The 14,648-nt window shown below is 38.4% G+C and carries 9 protein-coding genes and 4 pseudogenes; 11 read left to right on the top strand and 2 right to left on the bottom strand.

From position 1 onward, the window contains the following. Window positions 1-356: 356 nt before the first annotated feature. A pseudogene (locus tag HT729_RS12585) lies at window positions 357-849 on the bottom strand (IS66 family transposase); the annotation flags it as partial. A gap of 444 nt (window positions 850-1,293) precedes the next feature. On the opposite strand from HT729_RS12585, the gene polA reads away from it, so the two are divergent. Beyond that, the gene (gene polA / locus HT729_RS05960) at window positions 1,294-3,927 is read left to right on the top strand and encodes a DNA polymerase I (protein WP_172926306.1); all 2,634 of its coding nucleotides are present in this window, start codon (window positions 1,294-1,296) and stop codon (window positions 3,925-3,927) included. Window positions 3,928-4,010: 83 nt separating this feature from the next. Next, a complete protein-coding gene (locus tag HT729_RS05955) occupies window positions 4,011-4,448 on the top strand; it encodes a CoA-binding protein (RefSeq protein ID WP_166736884.1) in 438 nt (145 codons plus the stop codon). Between the two features lie 174 nt (window positions 4,449-4,622). On the opposite strand, the gene HT729_RS05950 is transcribed toward HT729_RS05955, so the two are convergent. Then, a complete protein-coding gene (locus HT729_RS05950) occupies window positions 4,623-5,633 on the bottom strand; it encodes a YeiH family protein (protein WP_016397796.1) in 1,011 nt (336 codons plus the stop codon). Window positions 5,634-5,812: 179 nt separating this feature from the next. Between HT729_RS05950 and HT729_RS05945 the strand changes: the two genes are divergently transcribed. From HT729_RS05945 to HT729_RS05910, 9 genes and pseudogenes are all read left to right on the top strand, one after another. Further along, on the top strand, window positions 5,813-6,181 hold the full coding sequence (locus tag HT729_RS05945; protein ID WP_050223678.1) for a hypothetical protein: 369 nt from the start codon (window positions 5,813-5,815) through the stop codon (window positions 6,179-6,181). 9 nt (window positions 6,182-6,190) lie between these two features. After that, window positions 6,191-6,757: a helix-turn-helix transcriptional regulator gene (locus HT729_RS05940; RefSeq protein ID WP_050223676.1), complete on the top strand. Its 567-nt coding sequence runs from the start codon at window positions 6,191-6,193 to the stop codon at window positions 6,755-6,757. Window positions 6,758-6,854: 97 nt separating this feature from the next. Beyond that, window positions 6,855-7,019 carry a hypothetical protein gene (locus HT729_RS05935; protein WP_172931785.1) on the top strand — a complete coding sequence of 55 codons (165 nt, stop codon included), beginning with the start codon at window positions 6,855-6,857 and terminating at the stop codon, window positions 7,017-7,019. Between the two features lies 1 nt (window position 7,020). Further along, complete coding sequence (locus HT729_RS05930) at window positions 7,021-8,052, top strand: replication initiator protein A (protein ID WP_172931786.1); 1,032 nt, start codon at window positions 7,021-7,023, stop codon at window positions 8,050-8,052. Between the two features lie 17 nt (window positions 8,053-8,069). Next, a pseudogene (locus HT729_RS05925) lies at window positions 8,070-8,345 on the top strand (DNA-binding protein); the annotation flags it as partial. A gap of 711 nt (window positions 8,346-9,056) precedes the next feature. Beyond that, entirely contained in the window at window positions 9,057-9,371 is a 315-nt protein-coding gene (locus HT729_RS05920) for a hypothetical protein (RefSeq protein ID WP_050254393.1), read from the top strand. 190 nt (window positions 9,372-9,561) lie between these two features. Continuing rightward, window positions 9,562-10,629, top strand: a pseudogene (locus tag HT729_RS12015) (SEC10/PgrA surface exclusion domain-containing protein); the annotation flags it as partial. A 66-nt stretch (window positions 10,630-10,695) separates the two neighbouring features. Beyond that, window positions 10,696-11,226, top strand: a pseudogene (locus HT729_RS12010) (surface protein); the annotation flags it as partial. 145 nt (window positions 11,227-11,371) lie between these two features. Continuing rightward, a partial coding sequence (locus tag HT729_RS05910; RefSeq protein WP_172931783.1) for an SspB-related isopeptide-forming adhesin occupies window positions 11,372-14,648 on the top strand: 3,277 nt, incomplete at its 3' end.

The following is a 14,648-nucleotide window of genomic DNA, read 5'->3' as shown; positions in this document are numbered from 1 at the left end:
ATAAAATGTAATTGTTCCATATGATTCTTTCTAATGAGTTATTTTGTCGCTTTTCATTATAGATGATATGGGACTTTTTTTCTACACAAAAATAGGCTCCATAATATCTATAGGGGATTTACCCACTACAAATATTATAGAGCCTTTAAAACTAGGAGAGTTCTCTCCTAGTTTTTTTGCTCTTTGTTAGCTATAGGGGTAGAGTTTTTGGCATTTTCCTTGCAACTCCGTCTATTGGTTAGAAGAAAATAAAAAGTGAACAAGACGATATTTCAGTCGTAACCGCCTAATAACGAAGTATATTGAAAAATCTCCAGCCTAGAGAACTCACGGATAGTTCCTAATCTGTAGATTTCTTATTTGCACTTTTCTTGTACAACTTTAGCCCATGGTAAATAAGTCTCTAAAACCTCTTTGTTTACGAGAGTTTCCTCGTTCGGAAGACATTCTAGAAGATAGGATAGCTATTTCTTGCTATGTAATTGATGACGTTTAGCTGTTTCCAACAAGCTCATAATAATAGCTCTTGCTTTAGCTCCTTCAAAACTTTGAGAAAATAACCACCCTCGCTTTTTAAAATTTAGCTTAGGCTAAAAGAGTCCACTGGACTCTTTTACTCCGTCCCATAACCAATGATTTAATGGCGCGTTCAGCTAGATTATTGGAAAGGATCAGACGTCCGTCTTTCAAAATGGTCTTAAAGGTTTTTTCATACTTGAGGCTGTATTCAATAGCCCTTCCTAGTTTTGAACCTGCTAAAACTGACTGACATCGACACCAAGCAAAGAAATCTTCCATTAGGGGGTGGAGCTCTTCTTGACGTTTCTGTAGTCGTTCATCAGCTGGCAAAGCATGCAATCGCTTTTCACTTGCTTTTAAGGCCTAGTTTAAGACTAAGTTAGAACAAGGAAAACATTACAATGTAGCCATCATCCACCTTGCAAAAAAATTTATCCGAACCATGTTTTATCTCCTAAAAAAGAGCTACCATTTGACGAACAAAAAGTGATGTAATTTCTGAAATTAACACAAGATTACCTTTGAAAAAAATGGACTTTTTCAAGGGATTTTTGCCGTGCTCTAAAATCATCGCTAAATCATCAAATTGAAATAAGAAATATTTTAGATAAACTATTGACTTTTCTTATAGTTTGTCTTTCATTATAGCACATTTTTAAATCTAAGTTTACTAGTTTCAATGCTTCTATCTATTTATTCGGGAAAAAGTATGAAAAATACTTGCTCTAGCTCTTCCCAATGGTATTTTTTGGTGCTTTCCTTTATAATGGGTGTATGGATAAGAAAAAATTATTATTGATTGATGGGTCTTCTGTAGCTTTTCGGGCGTTTTTTGCGCTCTATCAGCAGTTGGACCGTTTTAAGAATGCGGCTGGTTTGCATACCAATGCCATTTATGGCTTTCAGTTGATGTTGAGCCATTTGTTGGAGCGAGTTGAGCCTAGTCATATTTTGGTGGCTTTTGATGCGGGGAAGACGACCTTCCGGACAGAGATGTATGCGGACTATAAGGGTGGTCGGGCTAAGACTCCTGATGAGTTTCGTGAGCAATTCCCTTTCATTCGTGAGTTGCTAGATCATATGGGGATTCGTCACTATGAGTTGGCTCAGTATGAGGCGGATGACATCATTGGAACACTGGATAAACTAGCAGAGCAGAATGGTTTTGATATTACCATTGTCAGTGGGGACAAGGATTTGATTCAGCTGACGGATGAGCATACGGTGGTTGAGATTTCCAAGAAAGGTGTGGCTGAGTTTGAGGCCTTTACACCAGAATATCTTATGGAAAAGATGGGCATTACACCGACGCAGTTTATCGATCTCAAGGCGCTCATGGGTGATAAGTCGGATAATATCCCTGGGGTGACCAAAATTGGTGAAAAGACTGGTATCAAGCTCTTGCTGGAGCATGGTTCGCTTGAGGGGATTTATGAAAATATCGATGGGATGAAGGCTTCTAAGATGAAGGAAAATCTTATCAATGATAAGGAACAGGCCTTTTTGTCGAAAACACTGGCGACCATTGATACCAAGGCACCGATTGAGATTGGTTTGGAGGATTTGGTCTATAGTGGTCCAGATGTGGAAAATCTTGGGAAATTCTACGATGAGATGGGCTTCAAACAGCTCAAGCAGGCTTTAAATGTGTCGTCAGCTAATGTGGCTGAGAGTTTGGACTTTACTATCGTTGACCAAGTCAGTCAAGATATGCTGAGTGAAGAGTCTATCTTCCACTTTGAACTCTTTGGTGAGAATTACCATACGGATGATTTGGTTGGTTTTGCTTGGTCTTGTGGGGAAAAGCTCTATGCCACAGACAAGCTTGAGCTGTTGCAAGACCCAATTTTCAAGGATTTCCTAGAAAAAACACCTCTGAGAGTTTATGATTTTAAAAAGGCCAAAGTTCTCTTGAATCGTTTTGGTGTGGATTTACAGGCGCCTGCTTTTGACAGCCGTTTGGCTAAATACCTCCTTTCGACTGTGGAGGACAATGAAATTGCGACTATTGCTAGTCTTTATGGTCAGACTTATTTGATTGATGATGAGACCTTCTACGGTAAGGGTGTTAAAAAGGCCATTCCTGAACGCGAGAAATTCTTAGAACATTTGGCACGTAAGCTTGCTGTTTTGGTTGAAACAGAGCCTGTTTTGCTGGAAAAACTCAGCGAAAATGGGCAATTAGAGCTTCTTTATGAGATGGAGCAACCTCTGGCTTTTGTCCTTGCCAAGATGGAAATTGCTGGGATTACGGTCAAGAAAGAGACCTTACTTGAGATGCAGGCTGAAAATGAGCTTGTTATTGAAAAACTGACTCAGGAGATTTACGAACTGGCTGGTGAGGAGTTTAATATCAACTCGCCTAAGCAGCTAGGTGTCCTTCTTTTTGAAAAATTGGGACTTCCTTTAGAATACACTAAAAAAACCAAGACAGGTTATTCGACAGCGGTGGATGTCTTGGAACGCTTGGCTCCTATTGCTCCGATTGTTAAGAAAATCCTAGACTACCGTCAAATTGCTAAGATTCAATCGACTTATGTAATTGGCTTGCAGGACTGGATTTTGGATGATGGCAAGATTCATACTCGTTATGTGCAGGATTTGACCCAAACAGGTCGTCTGTCTAGTGTGGATCCAAACCTGCAAAATATTCCTGCCCGTTTGGAGCAGGGTCGTCTCATTCGTAAGGCTTTTGTGCCTGAGTGGGAGGATAGTGTATTGCTCAGCTCGGACTATTCACAGATTGAATTGCGCGTTTTGGCGCATATTTCTAAGGATGAGCACTTGATTAAGGCCTTCCAAGAGGGAGCGGACATCCATACCTCGACAGCCATGCGGGTCTTTGGCATTGAGCGTCCTGAGGATGTGACTGCAAACGATCGTCGCAATGCCAAGGCGGTTAACTTTGGAGTGGTTTATGGTATTTCAGACTTTGGTTTGTCTAATAATCTGGGCATTAGCCGTAAGGAGGCCAAAGCCTACATTGATACCTACTTTGAACGCTTCCCAGGTATTAAAAACTACATGGATGAAGTGGTGCGTGAGGCGCGTGATAAGGGCTATGTGGAGACCCTCTTCAAGCGTCGTCGTGAGTTGCCAGATATCAATTCGCGCAACTTTAATATTCGTGGTTTTGCGGAGCGGACAGCCATCAATTCTCCTATTCAGGGTTCGGCAGCAGATATTCTCAAGATTGCCATGATTCAGCTAGATAAAGCCTTGGTTGCAGGTGGTTATCAGACTAAGATGCTTCTGCAAGTGCACGATGAAATCGTCCTTGAAGTTCCTAAATCTGAATTGGCAGAGATGAAAAAATTGGTCAAACAAACCATGGAAGAAGCCATTCAACTCAGTGTTCCCCTCATCGCAGATGAAAATGAAGGGGCAACCTGGTACGAGGCTAAATAAAAAGGGGGCTAGTCCTCCTTTTTGTAGTAGAATTATGCAAGCCTTTTCAAAATGTGCTATACTGATGAAAAAGGAGGATTTCTATGAGTCAAGAATTTATCAATCCAAGTGATGGCGTGATTTGTCAGTATCTCGCAACGAGTAAAACCCTTGCTGTAGTGGGGTTATCAGATCGTGAGGAAACAACCAGTAATCGAGTGACCAAGGAAATGCAGGCTCGGGGTTATAAAATTATTCCAGTCAATCCCAAGGCGGCAGGTGGCGAAATATTGGGTGAAAAGGCTTATGCTAGTCTAGCAGAGATTCCTTTTCCTGTAGATATTGTCAATGTTTACCGTCGCAGTGAGTTTTTGCCAGATGTGGCGCGTGATTTTTTCAAGGCTTATGCTAAGATTTTTTGGGCACAGCTAGGACTTGAAAGTCTAGAAGCAGAAGAGATTTTGCGTGCTGGTGGATGTGATGACATCGTGATGAATCGTTGCATCAAGAGAGAACATACACGCTTGATTGAGGAAGCATAAGAAAAAGGTAGCTGGTGGGCTACCTTTTGTGTTATACTCAATGAAAATCAAAGAGCAAACTAGCCGCAGGCTGCTCAAAACACTGTTTTGAGGTTGTAGATAAGACTGACGAAGTCAGTCACATATATACGGCAAGGCGACGTTGACGTGGTTTGAAGAGATTTTCGAAGAGTATTAGAAAATGCCGATAAGGGTCTGCATACCAAGAGTGGTGAGGATGATGGCAATCCAGCAGATGGCTCCGAGAACAATGGATTTTCCACTGGATTTGACCATAGCGACCAGATTGGTTTTGAGACCGATAGCACTCATGGCCATGACAATAAGGAATTTAGAGAGTTCTTTGAGAGGGGTAAAGAAACTACTGGACACACCTAGAGAGGTGAGTAGTGTAGTGAGGAGAGAGGCAAGGATAAAGTAAAGGATAAAAAGTGGGAAGACTTTTTTCAGTTGTAGGCTTTGCTTGTTTTCTTGTTGGCGACTTTGCCAGTAGGATAGAAAGAGCGTGATAGGGATAATGGCCAAAGTACGTGTGAGTTTAACAATGGTTGCAGACTCGAGGGTATTGCTTTGGTAAAGACTGTCCCAAGCGCTGGCGGCAGCCGTTACAGAGGAAGTGTCGTTGACCGCAGTCCCTGCAAAGAGGGCGAAGCCTTCATTGGATAGATGAAGCCAGGTGCCGAGGGTTGGAAAGATGAGCGCAGCCAAGACATTGAAGAAAAAGATAACGGAAATGGCTTGGGCTACTTCCTTTTCCTTAGCATGGATAACAGGCGCTGTCGCTGCAATGGCAGAACCCCCACAGATAGAAGAACCTACTCCAACCAAGGTAGCCAGTTTTGTATCCAGTGCAAAGAAACGCTGGAAGAGGTAGGCAATAATCAGAGCTATTGAGATAGTGGACAGGATGACAGGGAGTGAAGATTGGCCAACTGCGAAGACCTGCGAGATATTGAGACCAAAACCAAGCAAGACAACGGCATACTGGAGCAACTTCTTGGAACTAAAGGTCAAACCAGCATCCAGTTGTTTATAGGACGAGAGAAAGGGATGTAGGAGCATGCCTATGAAAATGGCAAAAACGGGCGCGCCAATCACAGGGAAGAATCCTCCTAAGTACCAAGATACGATAGAAATGAGAAGGCAGGCCAAGATACCTGCTCCATTTTTTGATAGAAATGACATAAAAACCTCCAAATAAAATCTATTACCATTATAGACCTATAAACAGGAAAAGTAAAATAGAAAGTGGAGCCAAGTAAGTGTCTAGAGTTTTGAGAAATGCAGATAGCATATAAATAAATGTAGAGAACGAGAAAATTCGTTCTCTTTTTTCGTTGTCAAAATTAAATAAAGGGGAAAAAATGTCAGATAATATTGAAATTATTATGGATATTGATTCGTTAGAAATTTTCGATGTAATAGATCTTAATGAGAGTGAAAATATAGTTGATCTTGTCTTTGAAGGAAATTATGAAGAAAAGGTATCTCCATACGATGACCTAGATAGAGTTTGGCTTGGAAACGGGTATTATTATAAGCCCTCTAGTCTACTTTGGGAAGTTATTAAAGATAATGTTATTCATGAATTGTATCCTAGAAATAAACATGGCAGTTATCCTTACTACAGAAGAGCAAGAGACGGGACATGGGGACAAACTAACCAATTGACTTATGATGAAGCCTTGTGGTCGACTCTGGAGTTTAATCCAGAATTGATGGGATATATTTGAGGAGTTATTATGTCTAATAGGCTTAAAAAACTAAGAAAAGAAAAAGGATTGACTCAAGCTGATTTAGCAAAAGTTTTGAATACTAACCAGTCTCAATACGGAAAATACGAAAATGGAAAAACAAATCTTAGTCTAGAAAATGCTCAGATTTTATCAGAATATTTTGGTGTAACACTTTCATATTTACTAGGACTTGATGATGATTCTTGCATTGATGGAAGCAAAAAGATGACCCCATTTCAGTCACTGGTTAGAGATAAAGAGATATCCCTGAAGGAGATAAGTGAGGCAACTGGTATAGGATACTCTACTCTTGGAAATTACAACCAAGGAAGTAGAAGTCCGAATGCTAAAAATGCGCAATTACTATCAGAATATTTCGGAGTATCTATCCCATATCTACTCGGTTATGAAGAGAACTCTATGGTCAATAAACCAAACGCAACAATATTGACAGAGTTTGTAAAAAAACTTTCTTTTATCAGTGAAAAAAAGTCAAAACTCCTACAGGAATACATAGAACTTGATAAAAAGGAAAGAGATATTATCAAACAGATAAAGGAAATAGTTCGATAATTTATTGATTGTCCCTTTAAAATAGAATTTCTCATTATACATTATGATATAGCTGTGAATAAATCACCATCAGCTGGTGATAAGAAAGGATAACCCAATGACAAGACAAGCGCAACAATCACGTGACCTAGTATTGAAAGAAATTATGAAGTCACAAAATATGACAAGAACGAGAGCACATTTAATTTTGAAAGAGCTAGAGGAATTTGGCTTGTTTCAGTTTTCTGATACTGGTCAGTTTTTGTTGAAAGTAGGTGTTTAGTATGAAGCGAATTTCTGCAAGTCAGATTCAATCAAGTGAAAGATTTTATAGAATACCAAAAATATTTGTTGAATCGCCACTTTATAAACCGATGAGTACAGATGCTAAATTTACATACGCTATCTTGAAAGACCGTTTTGAACTATCTCTTAGAAATAACTGGATTGATAAAAATGGAGATGTCTATCTGATTTATACAATTACTGAACTTCAAGAAATTTTAGGCTATGGTAATAAAAAAGTTATTAAACTAAAAAAAGAGCTCCAGGAATATGGCCTCTTAGAAGAGGTTCGACAAGGTTTGAATAAGCCTAATCTACTGTACTTGGGCAATATTGACTATCAAGTTCTCCCTGCTGAAGAAATTCACTCCAACCCATCGGCAACGGCGGAAATGTCAAAACGACACTTCCAAAAAAATCAAGGAAATGTTAGAACGATATGTCAAAAAATGTCGAAACGACACGCTAATGATACTGAGAATAACGAGACTGAATTATCTAACGATACTAATCGATACGAGAACGAATCTCCTTTATCTGATTTATCAATTTCTGAAGCATTTAAAATGGGGCAACATGGTTTCCTTTCTCCTACTCTAGTTCAGAAACTCAGTTTGTTTGGAAAAGATGCAAAAATTCTTGAAAATAAGATTTATCAATCAAAACGTAAAGTTGAGACAGATTACAAGAACCTCTTAGCTAATCAAGAAATTTATGGAGAGGTGTGGCTGCAGGATCTTGAACGTGAGCTTGATAAATTGATTTTCAAAATCAAAACAGGAGAGGTTGAAGGGAAAATAATCCAGAATATCCCAGCGTACTTCTACAAAATGATGATTCATTTTTGGAAGATGGCTCTACTCATTGAAAAAGAACAGGGCTTCCTTGAGCTATCAGGACAAAGTGAGTATGCTAGAAAATTTCCTGAAGAGTGTCCTAGTGTGGTTGCACATTATTATCCAGACAAACTATCAGAGATTAAACTGAATCACTTTTTAGCTGAGTTGTCTAAAGACACTGTGACTTGTTAAAAGAAAGAGGCAACACAATGCAAGAACCATTCACGATCAATCTTCCTAAGATTACAGAAAAGCAATTACTTGCGCGCTACGATGGTATGATTCGAGAAGCCATTGAAAAAGCTTTTACGGAACAAGAACTTTACAAGCCAATGATACGCATGGCTGGTCTCTGCCGTTGGCTTGATGTATCAAATACAACTATTGTTAAATGGCAAAAGGCAGGAATGCCTCATATTGTTGTTGATGGGGTCACACTCTACGATAAACACCAAGTCAGAAAATGGCTCGAACAATTTGAAAGAGGAGACTCTTTGTGGGATAAGTGCAACAGATTTGATTTCACTTTTAGAATGTTGCCAAATGAGCTTGGTGAGCATACTTGTTCAAGAGGCAATTGGACAGAAGAAACGTTGAAATGTTTGATTCAGGCTGTTTTAGATGTGTCTGATGATGAAGGTATCTCTCGTGAAACAGTGAAAGAATGGGTTGGGGTTTATCATCCAGTAGAGGTGACTGATGACTAGACAAAGAAAAACGATGAAAAACTATTAGCAACAACCTTACTTGTTAATTCCCTTGTAGTTCTAGGTACATGTTCAAATGATGTGGGATTATCTGAGACAGAGGTCTCTCTGACTCAATAATACGCTCAGATAAAAAAGCAGATGACTAAGTTGTTGAAGGAAAAGTAAAATAATACGACGATTTATACAAAATCGTCTGACAACTAAACTCTTGACCTGAGCAAGTCATAAAACTACTTTTGAACTTTGAAAATTGAATACCCCCACTGTCCTGATTAGCGGAACTAAGCATAAAAAGAAGAACAAGGGCGGTGTGTAGGCTAGAAAAGGATATCTAGTGCTGTTCCACCACGTAAAAGCAGGCAAAGCCTAAGCTGAAGGAGTTTGCGGTTTCTAGACTTAAAACCGTGTGTAAAAAATACAGCAGGTATGTACGTCATACCTCGGCATGGCTGTAAATCAGCCTTGATTCAGTAAGGAGGAGACAAGATGAATCAATCAAAATTAGTTACAGAGGTCACTTTAGCTGACCTTAGACGCTTAGGAAATCAAGGGAATGCAACCGCAAGACTTGATAATGGTGATGAAATCAAATTAACTAGCAGATATGGTTTGGTATCTAAAAACGGATATCTAGCAGGTAAACTAGAAACGGTTTGGATGATTGTAGAATATTCAAAAATTTATAAAGAGATTCGCACCATCAAACGAGGTGATGTTTTAGTAGCTAGACGCATTAAACAAGGAAATACCAATCGTTTACTACTGACTGGTAAAGGATATCATCGTCCAACGAAGCATTAAACAGATAGAGCCTCATCTATCTGTTTCATCAAGGAGAGGAGATTTGAACTGTTTTAAACGTCCTATCTTTGATTAAGCGGATAGATGAATGAAAATCAAGAAAAAATTGAGAAAAGCCTCTAAAAATGGTAAAATAAAAGTATAAAATAAATATTTTAAGAACGTTTTTAAACAAAAAGGAGATAAGATTATGAAATTGAGAACAACTATCTTAGCAACAACTGCTAGCGTAACTTTGCTTGGGTTAGGAAATAGTCAACCTGTGTATGCGAATAGTACAACAAGCAGTCAAGTAGAGAATTTAAAAAGTGAATTGATTAAAGCAAAGAGAGAATATGAACAAGCTAAAAGTATCTATGACAATGCTTTATCATCTGCACCTAGCAATACGATTACATTGAGCGATAAGTATATAAAGGCTTTGAAGACGACTTTTTCTGATTTTAATATTAGCCAGACTGAACGTAATAGAGCGAAATCTATCTTGCAGTCAGAAAGTTTGAGATTAAAGAATCAAAATAGCTTTCATAAAGATGTTGCTGATGAGGGAGAGCGTCTGGATGTCAACAATCTACCACTAGCTGTTCGTCAGGAGTTGTCATTTTTTGCCCAAGATTTAATTAACCAAGTTCGTTCTCAGGTTGGAACACCTAGAGTCAGTGTTTCTAGTTCGGCAATTGATTTTTCGGATAAGGTGGCAAAGGAGTATGTAAAAGATGATTGGGGATTATCTAAATTAAGCACATTAGGTGTATCAGGTCACAATGCCGAAGGTATCAACCGAGTTGCAAAAACCTATGGCTTACCTACCTCAGATGCTGAATCTGAAAAAAGAGGAGGTCAATTGTATGAGAATTTGTTCTTTAGACCTGTAGCATTAAGAGAAGCTACCAAATCTCAGCTAAAGGAAGCTATTTATATTGGTATGGTTGAATTTATGTTAAACGATACTGAATGGGGGCATGCTCAAGCAATTGCAGGATTGAACTGGGGGAATCCATCAAGTAAAGATTATTTTGGATTATCATTTTCTAGTCTTTCATCAGTAAACTCTGCTCATTTCATCACTATTTCTCAGGAAAATATTAATCGAGCAACGAAATCTAATTTTAGTACAGCTTCAGTAACGGATCCAAGATCTTCAAATCGTTATCAGGCTGTAAAAAAATTAGAAGTTGATTACAAAAATAAAGAGAAAATTTATCAAGATCTAAAAAGTAAGCTGGAGAACCAGACAGGTAAAAGTACTGTAGAAGAAAATAATTCTAAGAAAGCAGAACCTATTAAACCGATTGAAAACACATCTGATTGGCGTGACCAATGGAAGCAAGAGGGAAGTTATTGGTATTATTTTGACCATGCAGGAAAAGCTCTTGTCAGTGGTTGGAAGGGAAACTATTATCTCAAATCAAATGGTGTGATGGCACGTAATGAATGGGTTTATGATACAAGCTATAAAGCTTGGTACTATCTCAAGTCAGATGGAAGTTACGCACAAAATAGTTGGCAAGGAAGCTACTACCTTAAGTCAGATGGGAAAATGGCACAAAGTGAGTGGTTATACGATTCCAGCTATAAAGCTTGGTACTATCTCAAATCAGATGGAAGCTATGCACAAAATAGCTGGCAAGGAAGCTATTACCTTAAGTCAGATGGAAAAATGGCACAAAGTGAGTGGGTATATGATTCCGATTATAAAGCTTGGTACTATCTCAAAGCAGATGGAAGTTATTTGAGAGATCAATGGTTCAAAGACGGAAGTGCTTGGTATTATTTGAAAGCAGATGGTAAGATGGCAAAAAATGAGACGATTGGTGGTTATCGTTTAGATTATTCTGGTAAGTGGATTTCTTAAAATTCATTACAATATTGTATAGAAAAGTCAGTGAAAACTGGCTTTTTTCTTTTGGAAAGGAAAGAGATGATTTTATATTATAAGAGGCCTCGGGCGCCAACATTTGAGATTTTATATTGATTAATAGTTTAGATAAGGAGATAGAATGCACAAAGTAAGAGAAACAAAAACATATGGATCTATTCGGAAATCAAAAATTTATGGAACTTGTGGAGTGATACTAGGTTTAGCAGCTTTAAGTATGATAAGTCCAGTTATGGCAGATGAGCGAACTGAAAATAAGGCCACAAATGCGCCTTATGCCCAGACGAGTCCAAGCAGTATTTCTACTGAAAATCAAGGAAAGAGTGAAGAAAAAACAGGAACGTTAGAAGTTTCTATTTCTCATTCTAATTTAGATGAAACTATTCGAAAGGCACAAGAAGCTGGATTGAAGGTAGAATTTGATTCTGTAGTAGATAAAGGAACTGCAAGTACAGCTTCTGAGTTGGAAAAAAAGCAAAAGGAAGTCGAAAGTGATTATCGCACACAAGCAGATAGTATTGAGAAAGCTACTGAAAAATATCGTGAAGATCAAAGACAAAATCAAACGAACCGAAAGAAAATCCAAGATGAAAATACTGCGAAGAAGGAACAATATCAAAAGGATTTAGCTTCTTATCAGGCTGAAGTGAATCGAATTAATCAGAAGAATACTGCTATTCGTGCAGAGAATGAAAAAAATCAACGAGAGAATCAGGCAGAAACAAATCGTATTAATCAAGAGAATGCAGAAATCCGAAAACGAAATGAAGCCAAGAAAGTAGCTTATGAAAGCTCTTTGACAGACTATACAAAGAAGCTAGCAGCTATTAAAGCTGAACGAGAGGCAATTCAAACAAGCAAGCCTTTATTTGGATCTGAAACAGGTTTCAAAGTTTATGGAGGATATAATTCAGCTGGTCGGGGAAGTTTAGACTATTATAATGATTTTACAGTAGTACCAGATGATAATTTACCAGTAGAGAGTATGCGTGGTTTTTTAGGCTATCATGCAGATACCTATGTAACAGGAGGGACAGGAACTCGAGTTAGTAAGGATAGTACGGGAACTTACGATGTAATTAAATCTCCAACATTTGGAGATACATTTTATATTCATAATATTGGGACGTTGACAGGTGGTAGAAAGATCATGGCAAAAGTCATGGTTTCGGATTTAGGAGACTATCAGGGAGAAGTTCGAAATGGTGTTCCTGTGACAGATCCAGATATTTATCTTAAGGGTGGAGATGGTGGTAGTCTTTATTTTGTTTATAATAATCATACACGTTTAGAGTTGATTTTTGATTTTTATCTTGAAGGTACGACAACTCCTGTTTCCCTCTTAATTGGAACAGTTATTACCGATGTAGATTGGGGTCAAGGTTCAAATTTGAGTTATGGCTCATCTGGTCGTGGAATGGTTCTTAATCCAAGTGGTTCAGGTTTGGACTTTGATGGTCGCATTATGAAGGGAGTAGAAAATGGTGTTAATGATACCTCAGATATTCCTAAGGGCTCCTTTGCTTCAGTAGGGTATGGTTCTAGTTTAACGTACCTTCACACATCATCTCCTGGTTCGACAGAGGGAAGAACTCCCGCTGAATGGGATGCAGAGAATGCGAGTGGAAATGCTCAAAACGTTGTTTTCACAATTCTGGGAGATAGTGCAGAGTTGAAAAAGATACCTTTTTTAACAAAACCATTTGAACCAACCTATGAGAAGGAAAATACTCCACCCAATTCTCCAACTGGAAAACCTGAAGAGGTACTCCCACCCAAACCTGAGGAGATAAAGGAAAAAGAGATCCCCTCTTTAGTATCCCCTCCAACAGTAAGGGTTAGATATGCACGCTTACAGGCAATGCCTGGTCTAGAAAAGTTTGTAAAAAATTCTTCTGGTGAATCTATTGATAAAAGCTATGTGCCTAAGCTTTCAACGGTACAGTGGGAATTAACAACTAAGCCTCTTCCAGCTAATCGTGAAGCTATTACAGACTTTGAAATTGTGGATGCCTTGCCTTCAGGTTTTGTGTTAGATGTTGAAGCTTCAAAAAAAGTTAGCTCAGATTTTGAATTAACTTATGACGAATCGAGCCATGTTGTTCGGGTGAAAGGCTTAGAAAGTTTAAAATCTAAGTTAAATCAGGATTTGAGTAAAGAAGTGCTGGTTTCAGCTCCAATTTTAGTAGGAAAAGTTACAAATGATGGAGCAACCTACAAGAATAACTTCCAATTAAAGATTAACAATAAGTACGAAAGTTATTCAAATATTGTTCAGGTTTCAACACCTGGTAAACCGAATGACCCTGATAATCCAAATAACAACTTAATTCAGCCAATCAAACACAATCATAATAAGGATAAAGTTATCATTGATGGTAAACCAGTTCTAGTTGGTTCGACAAATTACTACCATATTACCTTGGATTATGATCAATATAAGGGGATGAAGGCAGATCCATCTACTATTTTAAAAGGATTTGGAGCAATTGATGATTACCCAGAAGAGGCTGTTACGATTAATCAATCGGATATTCGTTATATTGACAGCGAAGGACAAGAAGTTGCTGGTATCTCAGTGTATCAGTATGATTCTATAGATGCCGTTGATAATGATAAGGTAAAAGCTTTTCTTGCTAGTTCTGAAATTAAGCCCAAGGGTGCTTTCCAAGTATTTTTAGTGGATGATCCAGAAGCCTATTTTAACCAGTATATTAAATCAGGAAAATCGGTTACAATTATTGATCCAATGCTAACTAAGGAAGAACTGCGAAATACAGGGAAATCATTTGAGAATACAGCTTATCAAGTTGATTTTGGTAACGGTTATCAAACAGATACAGTTGTAAATAATGTTCCTACTGTTAAACCAACCAAGAAGAATCTGAATAAAGCAGGCGTGAATATCGATGGGAAACAGGTCTTGGCAGGCTCTGTCAACTACTACACGGTAACGGCAGATTATAGTCAATACAAGGGTATTGAAGCAGATAAAGACAGTATTGGCAAAGGGTTCTATATCGTTGATGATTACCCAGAAGAAGCTGTTACCATCAATCAAGATGGTGTTCAAGTGACTGATTCTAAAGGTCAAGTAGTTAAAGGTTTGAAAATGGCTCTTTATGAAAGTCTGGATAAGGCACCATCAGGTGTCCAAGAAGCCCTGAAGTCTAGGAATTTCACTCCGAAAGGAGCGATTCAAGTATTCGAGGCGGAGAATCCAGAGGAGTTCTACAAGACTTACGTGCAAGCTGGAGAAGTTCTGACCATTACCAATCCAATGACTGTTAAGAAGGAATTGGGTCAAACAGGTGGTAAGTATGAGAATACAGCCTATCAGCTTGATTTTGGTTCGGCTTATGTAACTGAAACTGTAGTCAATAATGTTCCTACTGCGA

Source organism: Streptococcus sp. 79 (assembly GCF_013277425.1).
Taxonomy (GTDB): Bacteria; Bacillota; Bacilli; order Lactobacillales; family Streptococcaceae; genus Streptococcus; species Streptococcus pseudopneumoniae.
This window is presented reverse-complemented; position numbering and strand designations above follow the sequence as displayed.